General features: G+C 46.1%; 16 protein-coding genes and 2 tRNA genes. 8 read left to right on the forward strand and 10 right to left on the reverse strand.

Annotated elements, in window-relative coordinates; all coding sequences use genetic code 11:
* Nucleotides 1-63: 63 nt before the first annotated feature.
* From IAQ59_RS08550 to IAQ59_RS08560, 3 genes are all read right to left on the reverse strand, one after another.
* Nucleotides 64-2,151 carry a tetratricopeptide repeat-containing sensor histidine kinase gene (locus IAQ59_RS08550; protein ID WP_209330387.1) on the reverse strand — a complete coding sequence of 696 codons (2,088 nt, stop codon included), beginning with the start codon at nt 2,149-2,151 and terminating at the stop codon, nt 64-66.
* A 521-nt stretch (nt 2,152-2,672) separates the two neighbouring features.
* Nucleotides 2,673-2,745, reverse strand: a tRNA-Lys gene (locus IAQ59_RS08555).
* 80 nt (nt 2,746-2,825) lie between these two features.
* Nucleotides 2,826-2,899: transfer RNA gene (locus IAQ59_RS08560), tRNA-Arg, on the reverse strand.
* Between the two features lie 230 nt (nt 2,900-3,129).
* Here IAQ59_RS08560 and IAQ59_RS08565 point away from each other — a divergent pair.
* Both IAQ59_RS08565 and IAQ59_RS08570 read left to right on the forward strand, forming a co-directional pair.
* Nucleotides 3,130-4,584, forward strand: a complete 1,455-nt coding sequence (locus IAQ59_RS08565; protein WP_209330388.1) for a DUF294 nucleotidyltransferase-like domain-containing protein — start codon at nt 3,130-3,132, stop codon at nt 4,582-4,584.
* 91 nt (nt 4,585-4,675) lie between these two features.
* A complete protein-coding gene (locus IAQ59_RS08570) occupies nt 4,676-6,007 on the forward strand; it encodes an MATE family efflux transporter (protein ID WP_209330389.1) in 1,332 nt (443 codons plus the stop codon).
* A gap of 3 nt (nt 6,008-6,010) precedes the next feature.
* Here IAQ59_RS08570 and IAQ59_RS08575 read toward each other — a convergent pair whose 3' ends face one another.
* A complete protein-coding gene (locus IAQ59_RS08575; RefSeq protein WP_209330390.1) occupies nt 6,011-7,372 on the reverse strand; it encodes a sugar phosphate nucleotidyltransferase in 1,362 nt (453 codons plus the stop codon).
* 20 nt (nt 7,373-7,392) lie between these two features.
* The gene (locus IAQ59_RS08580; RefSeq protein ID WP_209330391.1) at nt 7,393-8,316 is read right to left on the reverse strand and encodes an endonuclease/exonuclease/phosphatase family protein; all 924 of its coding nucleotides are present in this window, start codon (nt 8,314-8,316) and stop codon (nt 7,393-7,395) included.
* A 537-nt stretch (nt 8,317-8,853) separates the two neighbouring features.
* Between IAQ59_RS08580 and IAQ59_RS08585 the strand changes: the two genes are divergently transcribed.
* Nucleotides 8,854-9,285: a response regulator gene (locus tag IAQ59_RS08585; protein ID WP_209330392.1), complete on the forward strand. Its 432-nt coding sequence runs from the start codon at nt 8,854-8,856 to the stop codon at nt 9,283-9,285.
* Here IAQ59_RS08585 and IAQ59_RS08590 read toward each other — a convergent pair.
* Nucleotides 9,282-9,788: a GNAT family N-acetyltransferase gene (locus IAQ59_RS08590; RefSeq protein WP_209330393.1), complete on the reverse strand. Its 507-nt coding sequence runs from the start codon at nt 9,786-9,788 to the stop codon at nt 9,282-9,284. The genes IAQ59_RS08585 and IAQ59_RS08590 overlap by 4 nt on opposite strands.
* A gap of 306 nt (nt 9,789-10,094) precedes the next feature.
* On the opposite strand from IAQ59_RS08590, the gene IAQ59_RS08595 reads away from it, so the two are divergent.
* Nucleotides 10,095-10,361: a VF530 family protein gene (locus IAQ59_RS08595; protein ID WP_209330394.1), complete on the forward strand. Its 267-nt coding sequence runs from the start codon at nt 10,095-10,097 to the stop codon at nt 10,359-10,361.
* On the opposite strand, the gene IAQ59_RS08600 is transcribed toward IAQ59_RS08595, so the two are convergent.
* The 3 genes from IAQ59_RS08600 to IAQ59_RS08610 all read right to left on the reverse strand — a co-directional run bounded on the left by IAQ59_RS08600 (nt 10,345) and on the right by IAQ59_RS08610 (nt 13,172).
* The gene (locus IAQ59_RS08600) at nt 10,345-11,628 is read right to left on the reverse strand and encodes a CehA/McbA family metallohydrolase domain-containing protein (RefSeq protein WP_209330395.1); all 1,284 of its coding nucleotides are present in this window, start codon (nt 11,626-11,628) and stop codon (nt 10,345-10,347) included. The genes IAQ59_RS08595 and IAQ59_RS08600 overlap by 17 nt on opposite strands.
* Before the next feature lie 134 nt (nt 11,629-11,762).
* Nucleotides 11,763-12,338 (reverse strand): TlpA family protein disulfide reductase, encoded by a 576-nt coding sequence (locus IAQ59_RS08605; RefSeq protein WP_209330396.1) that lies wholly within the window; start codon nt 12,336-12,338, stop codon nt 11,763-11,765.
* 369 nt (nt 12,339-12,707) lie between these two features.
* Nucleotides 12,708-13,172, reverse strand: a complete 465-nt coding sequence (locus IAQ59_RS08610) for a globin domain-containing protein (protein WP_342450690.1) — start codon at nt 13,170-13,172, stop codon at nt 12,708-12,710.
* 54 nt (nt 13,173-13,226) lie between these two features.
* On the opposite strand from IAQ59_RS08610, the gene IAQ59_RS08615 reads away from it, so the two are divergent.
* The 3 genes from IAQ59_RS08615 to IAQ59_RS08625 all read left to right on the forward strand — a co-directional run bounded on the left by IAQ59_RS08615 (nt 13,227) and on the right by IAQ59_RS08625 (nt 17,300).
* The gene (locus tag IAQ59_RS08615; RefSeq protein WP_209330397.1) at nt 13,227-14,894 is read left to right on the forward strand and encodes a prolyl oligopeptidase family serine peptidase; all 1,668 of its coding nucleotides are present in this window, start codon (nt 13,227-13,229) and stop codon (nt 14,892-14,894) included.
* Between the two features lie 5 nt (nt 14,895-14,899).
* Entirely contained in the window at nt 14,900-16,318 is a 1,419-nt protein-coding gene (locus tag IAQ59_RS08620) for an SLC13 family permease (protein WP_209330398.1), read from the forward strand.
* 64 nt (nt 16,319-16,382) lie between these two features.
* Complete coding sequence (locus IAQ59_RS08625; RefSeq protein WP_209330399.1) at nt 16,383-17,300, forward strand: hypothetical protein; 918 nt, start codon at nt 16,383-16,385, stop codon at nt 17,298-17,300.
* 10 nt (nt 17,301-17,310) lie between these two features.
* On the opposite strand, the gene IAQ59_RS08630 is transcribed toward IAQ59_RS08625, so the two are convergent.
* Nucleotides 17,311-18,228, reverse strand: a complete 918-nt coding sequence (locus IAQ59_RS08630) for a sugar phosphate isomerase/epimerase family protein (RefSeq protein ID WP_209330400.1) — start codon at nt 18,226-18,228, stop codon at nt 17,311-17,313.
* 172 nt (nt 18,229-18,400) lie between these two features.
* On the opposite strand from IAQ59_RS08630, the gene IAQ59_RS08635 reads away from it, so the two are divergent.
* A complete protein-coding gene (locus IAQ59_RS08635) occupies nt 18,401-18,928 on the forward strand; it encodes a DinB family protein (protein ID WP_209330401.1) in 528 nt (175 codons plus the stop codon).
* Nucleotides 18,929-18,961 lie beyond the last annotated feature (33 nt).

The raw sequence follows: 18,961 nt of genomic DNA on the forward strand, positions 1-18,961 counted from the left end.
GTATTAGTTGCCTAATATATAAAAATATTTATATGAATTAAAGGGGACTCGTGAAAGAACGGCTTATTTCCTTTTTGGAAGGGTAAAGCTGAAGGTGCTTCCCACACCTTGTTTGCTTTTTATGGTTAGTTCTCCATTGTTTTTTTCAACGAAATCCTTTACCAAAATTAGTCCAAGTCCGGTTCCTTTTTCCCCCGCAGTTCCGTATCTTTTACTTTGAAAATCAGGTTTAAAAAGCCTTTCGAGGGTATCGCTGTCCATTCCTATACCGGTATCCTGTACGGAAAATTTCCACGTGCCATCACCGGTATCTTCTCCAAGTATGGTTACCTCTCCTCCGTTTGGTGTGAATTTCAACGCGTTATTTATCAGGTTTCTGATGATCAAGTTGACTTGGTCACGGTCAGCCCAGCAAGTGGTCTCTGAAGGTATTTTGTTTTCGATGTGGATCATCTTACTTTGGGCAATGGGGCTGTATAAGTCCAGATTGTCTGCAATCAGCTCGCTAATCAGTATATCGGAAGGGGCTGTGGTTATTCCCCTCATTTGGGTTTTTGCCCACTGAAGCAGGTTCAACAGGGTGAAATGGACATGTTCCACCTCGTGTTTTAACTTGTAAGAAATTTGTAAAAACTCTTCCTGAGAAAGGTTCTCATCGAGCGTGTACTGCATCAGACTGTTAAGGGAGTTAATAGGGGATCGGAGATCATGACTGACGATAGAGAAGAGCCTGTCCTTCGTTTTGTTCACCTCTTCCAAATTTTTGGCAATGCTCTCTATTTCTTCTTTTTGTGCGGAAGTCTCTTTGTATAATCGCTCCAGTTCATCTTTTTGTCTGGTGACCTGTAGGCGAGCTTTGCGTTGTATCTTCACTGACCGGATGGAAATGATCAGCGCCAGCGTCATGATGATTAGCAGTACGAGGATTCCGTTTCGGATTAGCCGTGAGGCCTCGTTTTCCATGGCCAATTCCCGCTCACGTTGTTGCTGGATAAAATCAGCTTCCTCCCGTTCTAATTGGTACCGCTCTTCTAAGTCTTTACGAACCTTAATCGAGTCGGAGTTGAATATGCCATCGTGTATCTTTTTGAACATTTTGTGGTGATACAACGCATTCATGCCATCTTTGCGTACTTCGTAAATCTTACTGATCAATTCATGAATCTCACCTTGTAGCGACCTTAATTGGTTGGTTTCGGCGATGGAAAGTGCTTCCTGTAATAATGAGAATGCTTGATTATAATCTGACGCCGCAACGTGGGCGCGTGCCAAGCCTAACAAATCGGCACTGATGCCCTCGTAGTCATCCATTTCCTTGTCCAGTTTTAAGGCAAGGTTCAAATATTCAATACTTTTCGCAAAATTTCCCTCCGCGATGGCGATTTGTCCAAGGTTATGGTTGATAACCGAAAGTAGGTAGGTGTTTTGCGACTTTTCTACCGTACTCTTCAATTTCTCCAAAAGCTCAGACGCTTTATCGTATTTTTTTTGATCCTTGTATACCAAAGCGATATTGGTCAGGAGTGGCTCTAGATTCTGGGTTTGGTTATGTTGTTCTCTGATTTCCAATGCCCGTTGAAAATACGCTAATGCTTTTTCGTACTCCTTATTTGTAGAAGCTAACAGGCCAAGATTGTTTAAGGTACTGGGGAGTTCAGCGGTAAGGTTGTTTTCCTCCTTGATTTTCAAGGATCGTAGATAATACTCTACCGCAGATGAAAAATATCCCAAATCTTCAAAGGTGCGGGCCTTCGTGGATAAAACGTTTGCCTGTCCCTTGGGGTACTTGTGGTCCTTAGCAGCCCTCAGCCCTAGGTCTAAAAAGTAGAGTGCGCTGTCATAATTCGATACCCTGTTATAAAAGCCTCCCAAATTTCTATAGGAATCTATGACCCCTTCGGAGTAGTTTAGCGACTTTCCCAGAGCCAACGCCATGAAGGCATAGTAACGGGTCGAATCGGGATAATAGTTATACAACTCTTCCGCTAAGCGATTAAGTAGGTCAACTTCTTCAATCGTGCCCGATCCTTTTTTTGCGTTTATCTGTGATTTGAGTTGAGTGGCCATCTCTGTTTGTGGGTAGCCAGAAATAGGGCGTATCAAAAACGAAAAACACAAAATCATGCCATACTGAAAATACGGCGTACCCATTAGGATATTTGTTTTTCGGGTAAAAAATTGAACGAATTTTTCTATCAGCATTTGATACTTGAAATTTGCGCAAAATACTCTTCAGCACCGACCACTCGCAATAGTTCCTTGCAATTTAACGAGTTTTCGCTGATCATTCGGTTTTTTTTACAGGTTTGTGAAGATATCGTTAATTTCCTTTTTGCTGTGTCCCAAAAACCATAAGCAAGCAGAGGTATTTTTAGGGTGCAGGATTAGGTATTATTTTGAATATTAAATGCTAAGCCTTGTTTAATTTCACAATTTTGTTTTGTGTTTAAATTATATTAGGTGAATTTCGGCTTGATAGGCTACGGATGCGGTCTTGCAACAGGACTCTTGCTTTGTTCAAATTTACTAATAAATCTTAAATAAGGCTAATGCATTTTTTGTGGAAATTTTCGCTTAAAGCAAACTTTCTCGCCTCAAATGATAAATCCAATCCTGATTCATGATTTGGTAAAAAAAAAAGGACTGCCGATTGGAGCAGTCCTTTATTCAAGTGATCCCGCTGGGGCTCGAACCCAGGACCCTAACATTAAAAGTGTTATGCTCTACCAGCTGAGCTACGGAATCATTCTAAACAGAAAAACCGACGGTATCGGTTTTTGGGGTCTTTGAAAACACAGTGTTGCCGCGTTCGCGGAACTAGTTTGTGATCCTGTCAGGACTCGAACCTGAAACCTACTGCTTAGAAGGCAGTTGCTCTATCCAGTTGAGCTACAGGACCCTGATTTCCAAACTTTTTGGCCTTTTTAACAAGGCACTAGCTTAGATCATCATAATCAGTGCCTTTCTAACGGATAATGGATACCTATTTGTATCTATTTATCCCCTTTTTAAAAAGGTGCTGCAAAGGTAAAATAAGATTTTTTAAATACCAATAGTTCGAATTAAAAAGCATATTTTAAATTGATTTTTGGCCGGGAAGTGATTAATTTGATGGTTTAATTCTGTAAGATGTCCCAGAGAACTCCAGCTGGAATAGATGATTTTTATTCCAAGAAGATCAGTGAATTACGCCTTCGGGAAATTCGTCTTTTTCCCCCGGATATGCCGGTGCACGAGGTGGCCGCCCACATGGCTTCAGAGAAAATCAGCTGTGTGTTTATTGGCCAAAACAAGCAGCAATTGTGCGGCTTTGTCACAGACATTACCCTTAGGGATCGCGTTTTGGCGAAGAACTTGCCTCCAACTACTCCGGTAGGTGAAGTGATGGATCAAAATATCGTGGCGATTGATCAGGACGATTATGTCTATGAGGCGCTTTTATTGATGTTCAGAACCAAAACGCGTTATCTTTTGGTGCAGCATGCTGACGGCTACATGGGATTGATCAGTAGAAACAAGATCCTTACGGAGCCGTCCAAGTCGCCATTTTTATTTATTCAGTCTGTCAAGCAAGCGGTTTACAAGGAGGAACTTAAGAAGAAATGGGAAAGGGTGCCCAAAATGGTGTTCAAATTAATACAGCGAGGGGTGAGGGCGGAAATAGTCAATCAGATCATTTCTACGGTTGCGGATACCATTATGGTGCGCGTGATAGAAAATGTGCTTAAGGAGATGGGGCCGCCTCCTGCGAAGTTTGTTTTTTTTACGATGGGAAGCGAAGGTAGGATGGAACAGACCCTGAAAACGGATCAAGACAATGCCATTATCTATGAGGATAAGGGAAATCTGCAACGGGAAGTAGTGCGCGACTATTTTTTGAGTTTTGCCAAAGAGCTATCCACTAGGCTGGATTTTATTGGTTTTGCCTACTGTCAGGGAGATTTTATGGCTCAAAATCCCAAATGGACGCATTCACTTTCCCATTGGAAGAAGAATTACCAAGGCTGGTTTTTGGAGTCCTCACCCGATACGGTGATGAAATATGCGTTGTTTTTTGATTGCCGGCCTTTATATGGGGAAATTTCGCTACTCGAAGAACTAAAGACCTTTATGGCGGAGCAACTTGAAAATCCTTTGGAGCGATTTTTCTACAATATGGCGCTCAATGCGCTACAATTTAATCCCCAGCTTACATGGCTGAACAACATCAAGACGTTCAAGGTAGCGGGGGTGGAAGTCTTTGATATAAAACGGGCCATGAGTCCGATGGTAGAGGCCATTCGGATCTATGCGCTGAGGGAAGGGGTTTTCGAAACCAATACCGGCAAGCGACTGAAGATACTTCATGAAAAGGGAGTGCTCGACGGCAAAACCTATTCAGAATGGTACAACGCCTATTATTATCTCATGGCACTCAGACTGGAGTGCCAAGCCGCCCGAATCATTAAGGAAGGAAAGGAACCCCAGAACTACATCGAGGTACCTGGATTGACTAAGGTACAGCGGGTTACCATCGCCGAGATCTTTAAAGTGATCAGTGACCTCCAATTGCGAATAAAAATAGAGTTTACCAAATCCTTTTAGACCGTTGGGACATTTTTTGTTTTCGACACACCAAGAATTGGTTAGTTTCACCGTTTAATCTAAATCATCGGACTTTATAGCAGGGAACACCATGGGGGAACGGAATTCAAAATTTGGGACTGACCCTGTCGGTTCCTTGCTGTTTCAGCAGGCCGTTCCGGCCGCCGTGGGGATTTTAGTGCTCTCCATCTATGGAATCGTGGATACCATTTTCGTAGGGCGGTTTGTAGGTTCTCTAGGTATTGCAGCGATTACGGTCGTGTTGCCAATTTCATTCCTTATATCCAGCATTGGCATGGCCATAGGGGTGGGAGGGGCATCCATGATTTCCCGTGCCCTCGGAGACAGCAACCACGAAAGGGCATATAGTACCTTCGGAAATCAGCTTGGATTGACGATGACTCTTGGAGTGATTTTCGTGGTATTCGGGATGTATTTTCAGGAGCCTATCGTTAAGTTGTTTGGCGGAAAGGGAGAGGTTCTTATTGCAGCCAAAGAGTTTTTTACCATAACCCTGTATGGTGTTCCTTTTTTAGCTTGGGCCATGATGAGCAATAATGTGATTCGCGCCGAAGGCTACCCTAAGGTTGCCATGTTCACCCTCATCGTGCCAGCGGTGTGTAACATCATTTTGGACCCGATCTTTATTGTTGTGCTGAATATGGGTCTGGCAGGGGCTGCCTGGGCCACCACGTTATCCTATGTGGCAAGTGCAGGCTATACCCTATGGTTTTTTGTGTATGGAAGGTCCTCAATGAAGATTTCGCTTAAATATCTTAAGCCTAATTTACTCATTTTAAAAGAGATATCCTCTTTGGGCTCGGTCACACTCGCCAGGCAGGGCACGGTGAGCGTATTGGCTATCGTACTCAACAACGTGCTTTTCAATCATGGAGGAGAAATGGCTTTGTCGGTTTATGGCATCATCAACCGGGTTATGATGTTCGCTAATTTTCCGGTACTTGGGATTACACAGGGTTTTGTGCCTATCGTTGGATACAACTACGGGGCCCGAAAGAAGGACCGTGTCCACCTGGCCATTCGCCTTGCTTTACGCTATGCCAGCCTGATCGCATTGGGTATCTTTGTGGCAATTCTGGCTTTTACGGCAACCCTCGTTGAAGTTTTTACCAACGATCAACTGCTACTTGAAGAGACTGTTCCCGCCATGCGTCGGGTATTCATGGCTACACCGCTTCTTGCTTTTAGTTTAATTGGAAGTGCTTATTTTCAGGCTGTTGGTAAGCCAAAGCCGGCCTTGCTCTTGGCACTCAGTAAGCAGGGGCTATTTCTTATTCCCTTGGTTTTCGTTATGCCTATGGTATTTGGGTTGGAAGGGGTGTGGTATGCCTTTCCCCTAGCTGATACCGGAGCAGCGGCGATTTCTTATTTCTATCTCAAAAAAGGTGAAGGGGCGCTTTAGCGTTTACCACCCGTATTTGTCGGTGTTCCAGTCTTTTTTAGTCAGCTCCTGTTTTAAAAGCAGAATTTTGCCGGATTCCAGGTCTTCGGAGAGGATAACGCCCGGTCCCAAGATGCTTTCATTGCCCATTTTAACACCCGGAAGCAATATCGAATTAACGCCCGTTCTGCACTGATCGCCAATGTAACAGGCGTTTGCCAGGTCTTGGTGGGTGAGTGTTTCCCTCCGTCCCTTTACGGTTTGGATACTTAACCCATCGTCAAAGCGGAGAGAACCGCATACTGTCCCGGCACCAATGTCGGTATTTTCTCCTACCATCCCGGCGATTTCCATGTAATGGTAGAGGTATACATTTGGGAAAAGCACCCCGCACAATTCGGCGCCATGGAGCACCTTACACCCGTTTCCTACCACACTGTATTTTTCTATATAGCACCCATATCCGATTTCGCATTGATCTCCTATGACAGACTCCCCACGGATGAAGGCACCATTGTCAATGACCGTGTCATCCCCCACCCACAGGTTGCCTTCAACGATTACGTGCTTGCCTATGCTGGAGTTTTTGCCCAGTCGAACCTTTCCTTTGATACTAGCGGAGGGGTCTATGGTAGCTCCATCTAGTAACAGATTACTCGTCATCTCAGCGCAAATTTGACCGGCAACGGTTCGGTTGGCCTCAAGTAAGTGCCATGGTTTGTCAATGTCCAATGCGAAATTCCGGGCTTCCAGCGTCCGTATGGTAATGCCCGCCTCAAGCATCCGGATGAGGCCTGCTTCAAGATACGTTTCTTTTGGAACCATCATCCCTACATCCACTTTGGGAAATCGCGAGGGTGCTGCGGTAATAAAGGGTAGGTACTTGGCATGGAGGGAAAACGCCAGAAAATGATGGGTGGTCTTTTCACGGGAATGTGCTACCACGGCGCTTAATAGGCCGTTTTCCATACAGGCTCCAATGTGGTTTCGAGAGGTTTCTCCATGTTTGGTCAGCAGGACAGCTGCTGGTCCCGTATCTTTTAGCAGTGCAAGGTCCTCTTTGTCGATCCAGCAATCTCCATAGAGCACCCAAACCGGTTCGTTTACGTCTTTGGGAAAGGCCTTTGTTAGCGTGTCGGCTGTACCTTCCGTCTCCCTCACAAGAGATACCTCTACCGCTGCCTCTTCCCGGAAAAGATGCGTGATGGCTTGGTTTTCGCTGTTCGCTGCAATGATAATCCGTGTTATTCCCAGATTTTTTAATGTGTTCACTTGGTGAACTAGAAGGGGGGTGTTGGCTACCGGAAGGAGGCACTTGGGTCTAAAGGTATCATAAGGCCAAATTTTGGTCCCTTTTCCGGCGGCTAAAATTAGAGCGGTAGGCATGGATCCGAGGGTTGTTTTTGTTATTGCTTAGGCTGGGCAAAATCAAACGTAGCGATGGCAGGATAATGGTCCGAAAGACGGGTAGTGGTACCGGTATTGGCTATTTCAGCTGAAATACAGAAGAGCTCTAAGGCTGGGCTCACCATAATGTAATCCAGGCGTCGGTGCAGTCCATCCATGGATTCCTTGAGGGGATCATCCTGAATGACCGGAGCGGGAAAGGAATAACGGGCGTTTTCTGAAGTGAATTTTTCTACCACATCAATCAAAGGAAGCGATAAGAAACTAGCCATGACACTGTAGTCGTAGTTGCCCATACGAAGGGACTGATAAGCTTCTCCTCCCTTTTCGGCATATCGCTCTGCATCGTGGTTGCGGTGGAAGGCCAATACTTCCGGATTTAGTCGGTCAAAGGATACATCAAAAGGGCTGTGCGCATTAAAGTCACCGAGTACCATGAAACGTTTCTGACCAGGTTCCTGTATGCTACCTTTTATGTAGTCTAGGATCAGGTTGGTCTCTCGCTTTCGGAACCTCCAGTCATGCGGACTCAGGTGGACAACTACGAAGTCTATTCCGTAGGTTTCTACGTGAAGCAATCCATGCCAAAATCCACCCAACATCTTGGATTTTAACTTGATGGGTTGCTTTGATGTAAGGCCAATGGGGAAGCCTTCTTCTTTCAATATGACTGCGTAGGAGTGGCCAATCAACTTAGCGAAGGTTTCCAGGCTTTCTTGTGTAAAGTTATTTAGTTCTTGGAAAGCAATGACATCGGCATCCTCGTTGTTCAGCCAAGAGATCATCTGACTCCGCCTTTCGAGATCTTTGCCATGGTCAAAACCATTCCAAATATTGTAACTTATGACTTTAAGCGATTGCTGCGCAGCCGTCAGCCCAACGACGAAGTTTAGGAAGAAAAGTGTGAAAATAATGCGGTACATGGTTTATTTGGTTTGGAGATTGCCCTATTTAAAGTAAATATAAACGGATATCGGGAATTTCCGCCGTATGAATCAACAAAAAAGCCCCGGCCAACAGACCGGAGCCTTTCCTCTACAAACCTAACCAACTTTAATAACCTGAGTCGCCTCTCCGTCGGGGCACACCGGCGAATCGGCATTTTATTTTTTCGCTCTTTTGGCCTGTTATTTCTTTTAACCTTCACTTGATTATACGGTAAATATACAGGTAGAGACTTGACGTAATCAGTGATAAAAGTCATATAAGGCCATGATTTTTATTTACATTTCCAATATGGAAATTGGAGGGGGTGGAGATACAAGTAAGGGTTACTTAATCAATTGGTTTTTAGTGGGTTTGAAAAAATAAGATCAAGTTACGACGTGGATAATTTTGTTTTTTGAGGCTAGCTGTCGGTTAGTTTTTTTTGCATTAAACTACTATAATGTAGATTTATTGATAATATTATTGGTTTTTTAAGTTAATATTCTCTTTAATATTCTTATATTTGGTGTGGTATGAATGAGCTTAGGATTTTACTAGTTGAGGATAACGAGGGGGACATCTTTATGATTTCGGAGGCTTTGGGAGAACTCTCTGTGCCGGTAAAGTTAGTAAATCAGAAGGATGGTCAGCTTGCCATAGAATATTTGAGTGGATTAGTACACTGCGAGGCCCGTGCGTTTCCGGATTTAATTCTGCTCGATATAAACCTGCCTAAGAAAAATGGGCATGAGGTACTTCAGTTTATCAAGTCTCATGACCAGCTAAAGCATATTCCGGTAATCATGTTGACAACTTCCGCGGCTCCGGAAGATGTCTTGTTTGCCTATCAAAACTATGCGAGTAGTTACGTGACCAAATCGAGCTCTGAAAACGACCTCAGTAAGGTGATGGAATTGGTGGAGGATTTTTGGGTAAATTTGGCCCGGCTGCCGTCACGGCATTAAAGGAGGTGTTTTTCCATCACAAAGTCCTCCATGAGGTATCCTTCTCCGATTGGGATTGTTTCTTCTTTTACCGTTTGAAAGCCTGCTTTTTCGTAAAATGAGATTGCCGTATGGTTGTATTTGTTCACATTTAACGTGAGTTTGTCGTTGCCCACTTTCATGGCCTGTCGGCCAACTTCCGCACAAAGTTCCGTTCCGCTTCCAAGTCCCTGAGCACTGGGAAGCACATATAGTTTGTGGATTTTTGTCTGTTTCCCCCCCCTATAATTCAGTTCGTAGGCAGCAAATCCAACAGGTTGTAGCATTGCGTCCAAGGCCAGGAGAAAAATGTTTTGCTTCGTGCCGATAAGCTCTGAAAGGACATCGCTTCCGTACATCCGAGCCAGCATATAGTCTATCTGATTTTGGGAAAGTATATCTTTAAACGCCACAGGCCAGGTGGTCTGCGCAATCGCTTGAATCATAGGGATATCTCCGGGCGTGGCTATGCGAACTTTTTCCATGTATTTGTTATTTTGCGTACTACTGCCGGTTCTTCGGTAAGCAGGCATTCCTTTAGTGACTGCCAGGCTCGGTTTAATGGTTTTACTCGTTGATTCCCTATTCGAAGGATGCCTACCTAACGGGTATGGATTTCTTTTGTTTTAAACCTATAGTTTGTGCGATTATTAACTTGCCTTTTTGAAATCAGGCCCGCTTTTTTGAATTCAAAAATACACAATTGCGAATTTCGGCAACGGTCTTTTGGGATTTTTAGCGATCGGACATCCGTTTCATCTTATAAGCTGCTTTTTTTGCTAATTTTGACCATGGAAGAATCTGGTTTACCCAAACAGCAGCCAAACAATCCGCTGCACGGAATTACTCTAAAGGTAATCTTGGAACACCTATATGAAGTCTACGGCTGGGATGGGCTGGCGCAGCGAATACAGATACGTTGTTTCACGCACGATCCCTCCATATCTTCCAGTCTAAAGTTCCTTCGAAAGACAGAATGGGCCAGAAAAAAAGTGGAAGAATTATACCTTTATTCCCTTAGGGCCGGAAAAACAAATAAAATCAATAGACATAAATAGGGTTGGTATATATCCAGGGTACGGAATTTCCATTTAACGTGATGCGGCAAACTATTCGGTAATTTCCAGCCTCTGAGATGCTGTGTTCGTACTCGTATCCGTTTTTGCTGTTGTCAATCAATTCTCCGTTTTTAAAAAGTTGAAAATCTACCGGGTAGGGAGACACTGCTCGGAGCTGGGAGACTTGAGGAAGGGGAATGGAATCCCCGAGAATACCCGTCACGCCTAGGTTTGGTCCAAGGGCCAGGTATTGAAATCCTTCGGCCTCTAGTAGGTTTTCGAAAGAGACAAAGGCGTTGCCGGATTCCAGGCCTTGCTTGATGGCCTTGCTGCTTAGTTCATGGGTAAAGATATGGGTTTGAACGTATTTGAAGGAGTGAAAATAGGTGTCCAGTTCCCATTTGAACGACCATCCACCCACATCGGGATCTCCCAATAACCAATTTTCTTTCCATCCCGGTTGCACGATTCGGATGGTTTTTGCGTTTGGCCCCACCCATTCTACCAATCCATCTGCTAAGTACCGGGCCCTCAGACTTTGATTATTGTGTACATCTGGCGCACCATAGCCGATAATTTTACGGTGTTGGTTGAGCGAGTCCCAAAGCGCAAGGATATCCGTTTGCTCATCGAATATTTCCCGGTAGGTCCAGTGCTTGTGTTTTTTTCCATTAACCATACTGTTCAGCAAAAATGGCCAAATACTTTTTTCATCTAGCAGATCGGTGTGAATGTTGTATATTTCCATTCCCTGATAATGGGGATTTCCCCAGTCGTGATCCCGTTCGGTATGTAAATACAAAACGAGCCCGCCATTTTCTGTCTCCTCCTTAATCAACGAATCCTGATGCCGGCCCCAATCCAACACGGTTTCACGGAGAGGGTTTACCATGAGTAGGTTCGATTCTGTGCCCGGTTCGAAAAGAATTCCCTCGTGAATGCCTCGGATGGAGCGGGGAAAGGAATCCAACGCATTTCGTTTGTGATCGGAGAAAAACACAAAGTCAAGCTTTGCTTCCTTTGCCGCAGGTAATATTTCATCCAATACACCTCGGCTATCGTGTGACCAAAACGTGTGGGCATGGAGTGCGCCCTGATAGCTAGGCGCGGCAATCATTTGTGGGGGTTGACGATATTGCTGCGTAAGCGCCATGATCTCTCGGTCCATTCGGGGGTAAACCACCCATTTGTTCCAAAGGGTCGGCGCCAGAAAATAGCCTGCGCCGAGGATGGCGATGAATACTAGCCCTATTAATAGGTATTTCAACAGGATGGCGATTCGAGATAACACAGGCATAAGTAGGGGCACAGAATAGGTATTACGGAATACTCCCCAAAAAGGCTATTCTGGAAGCCATAATTTAGGTTTGCCACATACTGCACTGCCCCACGAGAGAAAAATCAGTCGAAATTTCCGGTTAGAAAGTCTCTGAACTCTTTCGTGTCAAAGTTGCTCATTCCCTCTTGGTAAAAGACTATTTTGCCTTCCGGGCTTACGACCAAGGTAGTGGGGATGGCCTGACTTCTCAGCGAGGGGTTAAGGCCATAGGCAGCGTGAATGATGGGAAAGGAAAAGCCTTTTTCTGAGACAAATTTTTTACTTTTTTCAAAGTCATCGTCGAGCGCAATCATCAGGAATGCGACATTATCTCCATTTACTTTCATATACAGTTCGGAAATATGCGGCATCTCTGCCCGGCAAGGTGGACACCATGTAGCCCAAAGATTGATAAAGAGGGTTTTTCCACGATACTGTGATAGACCTACACGGTCTCCGTCGGTATCCAAGAACTGTCCAGAAAAGTCAAAAGCTTGCTGTTCCTTGTTTTCAAGCGTCACTTTTGGTTTGATCAATCCGGTACTGAGAATCAGGGATTGTAGTCCACCCATGATGGGTGTGATGAGTCCGGTGAAATACAGTATGGCGAATGTACCTAATACGATGCCCCAGCTTTTTGCTTCTTTTTTCCACTCCATGTTTCGTTGGCGATTTGATTAATAAAACGAGCGTTTTTTTGGCAAAGATCTGTCAAAATACATACCCCTACTGTGATGTCGATTACAGTCGTTCATGCCTTCAACAGTTCGCGACCTTAGAAGATAGTCCCTTCGTTTTTCAAATTTAACAAAATAGGTACCTCGCAGGGTTCATTTGTCTCCACTTTCCAAAGGGCAGGTAGGTTTGTTATTCAATTTTAAGAGTGGATATTGCCACTTTTAGGGTGCCTGTTGCTAGTCAAATAGGCATTAGATACACCAAATTTCCCACCCGTATGTATTAAATATCGGTGAAGGTCGGTATTTTGACCAAAGGTCGAAGTTTATTCCTTTAGAGAAGTCAGTTAATCATTTGTTTACCATATGGTTTGCGGCTTTTACAAAATAAGCTAACAAGGCCTCTCTAGTCTCATTTTCCATAGGTACCGAATCTATGGCCTTAAACATGCAGTTTAGCCAAGTATTACGGATGGCACCATCTATGGGCCATTGAAAATGCCGTCTACGCAACATCGGGTGGCCTCTTTTTTCCAAATAGGGAGATGGACCACCAAATACATGCAGTAAAAACCAAAAGAGCCTTTGTTCCGCGGGCTGTAGGTCCGGTGGGTATAATTTCCGCAAGGATTCCTCCTTTGCTACCTCGATGTAAAAGGTTGTAGCGAGCCTTTTGATTTTTTCTTCGCCCAGTGCTTCGAAAATAGAGATGTTTCCATTCATCCGACAAAAATACACATCTCTCTCAATAAAGGTGGTGTGCCGAAAACCGGAAAGCCGAAAATTAAGGGTTGCACTCGGTTTCAACTTACGCATAAATTCACGAAATTTGACAGACTTGGATCAAATTGGGATTAAGTCGTCATGATTATGAAAAGACCTGTATGTATTTTCCTTTTATTCTTTGTGTTGGTAGCTTTGGAATTACAGGCTCAAAAGCTGAAAGCCGGGCCACAGGTGTTGACTATACACAGCGTGGCCGATGATACCGAGCAGCCCTATGCACTGTATCTTCCCGCCGACTTTCAGGAGGATAAAGATTACCCGCTGGTAATGATGCTTCATGGAGCCGGTTCGAACCACCGTTTGGCGTTAAGGCGGGTTTTTGGAAAGAGCAATGCGGAAGGCGAAACAGATGTGGAGGCTAGCAGGTACTTCCCCCAATGGGATAATGTGGATTATATTGTAGCTGCACCTTTTGCGAGGGGCACTGCCGGTTATCAAGGTATTGTCGAACAAGACGTTTATGCCGTGTTGGAGGATGTAAAGGAACGGTTTCGGATAGACGAAGATCGGATTTACCTTACCGGATTGTCCATGGGGGGAGGGGGCACGCTTTGGTTGGGACTTACCAGGCCAGATATTTGGGCGGCGATAGCACCGGTATGCCCCGCACCACCCGCCGGTGCCACCGATTTGGTCGGCAATGCATTGAATCTTCCGGTTCATTTTTTTCACGGGGATGCCGATCCGGTGGTACCTATTTCCGGCACAAGGGCGATGGTAGAAGATATGCAGGCTAAAGGTATCCTGGTGTTTTCTGAAGAATACGAGGGGGTAAAACACGATAGTTGGGTGAATGCCTATGCCGGTGGGCGGATTTTTGACTGGTTTTCTCGGTACAAACGTGATCCATTTCCAGAGAAAGTGGCCTTTAGGACAAGGTCACTTACCCATCACCAGGCCTATTGGGTAGAACTGAATCAGCTAGTTCCCGGAAGTCTGGCGTCCATTGAGGCATCCATCCTTTCCGGGCAAAAGATCTCGGTAACCACAGATTCCGTATTGGAATTTACGCTGCATCTCCAGGATCATCCGGCGGTACAAACGGAACAACAGCTCGATATTTCCATAGATGGAAAGAGCCTTCGGTTGTTGCCCGGTTCGCAATTGTCCTTTTACAGGGATGGTAATACTTGGAGAGTGGGCAGTTTGGTGCAAGCGGGAGGACTCATCAAGCGTCCGGGTCAGTCCGGTCCGGTGTTCGCGGGGTTTTCGGATCGGCACGTGTATGTATACGGCACTGCGGACAATCCCTCTTCGGAAGAGTTGGTGCGTCGTCGTCAGCAGGCATACGAAGCAGCTAATTGGTCGGCTTATCGGGGTGAGTTTTTGGGGAGGATCATGTTTTTTCCGCGCATCTTAGCCGATAAGGAAGTTCGTCCCAGTGATCTCGCTTCCAGTAATCTGGTCTTATTCGGTGTCAAGGAGACCAATTCCATCATTCGGCAGATGGAGAAATCGGTGCCTATGCATTTGGATCCTGAGGATCAGGATCATGGGCTATTGTATATTTATCCCCACAACGGCCAGTACGTAGTCGTGAATTCCGGATTGCCTTGGTGGGGCGGGAGTAGGGCTCCAGGTTTTAATTTTGTGGGCGAGGTACATCAAAAGTTGGGTACTTTCAAGGATTTTCGGCTATACAAAGGCCATGTGGACGAAGTGCTGGCCGAGGGGTATTTTGATACGCGATGGCAACTTGCCGATACAGACAGTGAATTATTGATAAACAGTGGGGTGATTACCGTAAAATAAGGACTATGCCAGATAGCGATTCCAGGTATGCAGCAATCAAGTGGTACAGGAGACTTCGGTTGAATTGGATTTTTAATACGTCTACTTTTTTTGGGAATTTTGTCATCGCACTTATCATTACCTCCTTTTTTAGTCAGTTGGAATATGATGTAGAGGTGAATTATGTATTTTTTATCACGGTATTGGCGATTGGTCTATGGGTGACGGAGGCGTTGCCTCCTTTTGCCGTTGGGATTTTTATCATTGCCATGATGTTGGTGGGCTTCAGTACCGATTACGTATTTGAAAAGTCCGCCTCCCCCGAATTGTTTTTGGATACTTGGACCTCGAATGTGATCTGGTTGCTCTTGGGTGGATTCTTTCTTGCCGAGGGTATGAGTATGGTAGAGCTGGACCGGGAGCTGTTTCGATTTACGGTCAGAAGGTTTGGTAGTAAACCACAACGGTTGTTGTTGGGGTTGATGATGATGACTGCACTGGCCAGTATGGTTATGTCAAACACCGCAACCACTGCCATGATGGTATCTTCGATTCTTCCTTTGGTGCATCTTTTGGGAAAGGCCTCGCCTTATTCGAAGGCACTACTTACGGCGATTCCTGCCTCGGCATCGGTAGGTGGTATAGGCACCATCATCGGCAGCACTCCCAATGCCATTGCTGTGGGGGCTTTGCAGGAGAAGGGGATTTCCCTCACGTTTATCGAATGGATGGCGGTAGGTTTTCCCACCGGATTGTTTTTGGTCTGGCTGTTTTGGAAGTTTCTTTGCAGTCGTTACGATTTTTCGGAGGTGGTACTGGATTTGGAAAAATTGCCCAAACGGGAAGGGTCCGTGGATCCCGCAAAGCGGTATTCGGTCATAATAACCTTATTGATAACCGTGGGGATGTGGTTGACGGAACCATTTCACGGAATACCGGTTGCTGCTACTTCTGCAATTCCGATTGTCCTGCTGACGATGACACAGGTGATTCATGCCGATCAGGTACGTACCCTACCCTGGGATACCTTAATGTTGGTAGCCGGAGGATTGGCCTTGGGGATAGGATTGGTGGATGTGGGTTTGGCAGCTATCGTCATGGAAAAGGTAAATTCATTGCCGATTCATGTCATAGGGGTGGTGATTATTTTTTGCATCATTGCAGTGTTGGTCTCCAATGTGATGAGCAATACGGCCGCGGCAGCTATTCTGGTGCCATTAGGCGCCTCGCTTCCAGGTTCATACGGTATCGCTGTTCCGGTTATGGTGGCGATTAGTTGTTCCTGTGCACTGTTATTACCGGTTTCCACTCCTTCCAACGCCATCTCCTACAGCACCGGGTTGGTGGAGCAGAAGGATTTTAGACTAGGTGGTTTGTTTTTTATCATTCTTGGCCCGATGCTCGCATTTTTGACAGTGATGGTTTGGGTGTTGTTTTACATTTAGTGAGAATGAAACCTATTCAATCGTTAATTTGTACCTTTGTGTGCACATCGGTTACGAAATAACTATGATCTCCCAGATAACCTCTTTTAGCGGCCTTCGCGGTGCCGCAAGTTTCCTGTTTATCCTCGCGTCTTTTTCAGCCCATGCTCAATTAACGGGTAGGGTCGATTTGGGTGAGTATGGAATCTCCTTTACCATTCCGGAGGGATGGATGGGGCAGGAGGTCGAAGATGGGCTGGTTCTGGTGTCTGAGGGAGTTGCCGGGTTCATGTACCTTTCACTGAACTCTTATGATTCTATAGAGGAACTGAAGCGGGAAATGTCGCAGGGAGTGCAGGAAGGAGAGGCGATCTCCCTACAAGCTGCCGGACAAATTGAACAGCTAGATGCGCAGTCGTTCGGGACTATTTTCGAGGGTGTGATTGAAGGGGATGCTGCCAAGGCCTACGGGATTGCGGTTTTTCACAGCGAGGGATTCGGAGTCAATATCCTGGCGGCGACCAATGCCTCCTCTTATGAAGATTCCTTTAAAGACACTGCCGTGAAGTTGGCCCGAAGTTTTGAGTTTACGACGGTGAATACCGTAGATGTTGGCTTAGTGGAAGCTTGGAGAGAAAAGCTAAATCATAGCAGCTTGTACTATTTGGAATCTTATTCCAGCGGATTGTCCGGGGGAACTAGCGCCCAAGTCCAAATGACGTTGTGTCCTGACGGGTACTTTCAGTATTCTTCCCAATCCTCCCTGTCCATTGATGTGGGAGGAGCTTCAGGAAATGCTGCCGGAAAGCAACAAGGGTCAGGTAGCTGGGAGGTAATGGCTACCCCTCAAGGTGGCGCAAAACTCCAACTTCAATTTGCAGATGGCGACGTTTGGGTGTTTGATCTCACGACCAATGCAGAGGGTCACACGCTTCTTAACGGCAGAAGGTACCTGCGGATTCTGGCGGGTGACCCAAATGGCTATGGCCCAAACTGCCCTTAATGGCAATTCTTTAGCCGATCGCTTTCACGGCCGCTTTCATTTTGGCAAGTCCGGTTTTGGCCACTTCCAGTGGATCCTGTTCCCAATACGTGCGGTTAAACAATTCCAGGGAAAGCACTTTCTCCCCACCCATATTTTGAAGATCGGTCAAAATCTGCGTCATCGGTGCCGCCCCGTCGCCCGGGTACACGCGGTCTTTATCCTCCTGTTGTTCACGAGGGATGGAGTCCACGTAATCATTCATGTGAAAAATCTCGATGGCCTGACCGTTGAGGAGTTTGAGTCCGTCGTAGCCGGATCCTCCCCGAAAGAGGTGATAGACATCTGCGAGTATTCGGGCATCGGGATCGTTTGCGGCGGCAGCCACCGCGAGTGTCTGTCCCAGGTGGTGGAAAGGCTTAAAGGCACCCCAAAATTCCAATTGGGGCCGGACTCCTGTTTTTCGGCCAAGGTCTAACAGGCGCCTGTATTTTGCCCCGGCAGCCAATAAGTCGATGGGTCCGTCGTTTCCGATGGCCGGGGCTGCGATCCGATGGCAGCCAATGGCGGCAAGCATGTTCATCTCTTCCTCCATTTGCTTGAATCCGGCTGCACTTCGCGCCTCGTCCATCGCCATCCACGGAGCGAAGCCAATGGCATTTTCTGCTTTGAGGCGATTGGTCTCCAGTAGCTTGCGGAGGGCAGGAGCCCCCTGTTCATCAACGAACTTTTTGATGTCTTCCACCCAGAGCTCTATCCCGTCGTAACCGGCTTTGGAAGCTATCTCGATGTACTTTACGATTCCCGGATTCTGACCCCGAATGGTGCTGGTATTCAGGCAATATCGGAAATTGCTTTTTCGTTTTGGAGAGGCATCTGAAGCTTGCGGCAAAACGGTCATGGCAGGCAATAGGGTAAGACCTTTTAGGATATTCCTTCGTTGATTCATGGGCTTGTGTTCGGGTAGTAGTTGACTTCTACAGCCTAAAGATAAACGATAGACGCAGTTAATTGAAGGATATTTGGAAAATTTATGTATACTGTTGTACCAATGGTTTTGGTGAAATGATTAGAAAGAATTAAGGTAAGGAACAAAGAAATAAATAACCTCCCAATCAACCATGCAAAACAAACCAATTTCTCCCAACCTCGAAGTATGGCAGTGCGGCCCTATAGAAGGGGTGCCTCCCTTGTTACAACCCGTGGCCCATGCCCTGTTGCAGACCGTGGAAGACGCTAACAAGTACCTGCAGGACGTGGACGACCACCTGCTGTGGGAAAGACCCGGTGGGCTGGCTTCGGTGGGATTTCACCTGCAGCACATGGCTGGAGTGGTCGATCGGCTTTTCACCTATGCCTATGGGCAGACCCTGCGGGAAGAGCAACTTACCTATCTCAAGCTGGAGGGGACACCACGGGCAGGTTTGGAGACGGTAGCAGACCATATCCGCCATTTGGAGCAGCAAATCGATGAAGCCATAGCCATGCTTCGCCACACCGATGAAAGCCTGCTGACCGACGCCAGGTACCTTGGCAGGAAGCGTATACCTACCACGCAGATTGGGCTATTGGTACACGCAGCGGAGCACTTGCAGCGCCATGTCGGTCAGTTGCTCGTGACCGTAAGATGGGTTCAGTCCATCGACTAATTTGCCGGGTGGTTTGGGATTTGCGGAATTTTT

It is taken from the genome of Lunatimonas salinarum (assembly GCF_017811155.1).
Taxonomy (GTDB): Bacteria; Bacteroidota; Bacteroidia; order Cytophagales; family Cyclobacteriaceae; genus Lunatimonas; species Lunatimonas salinarum.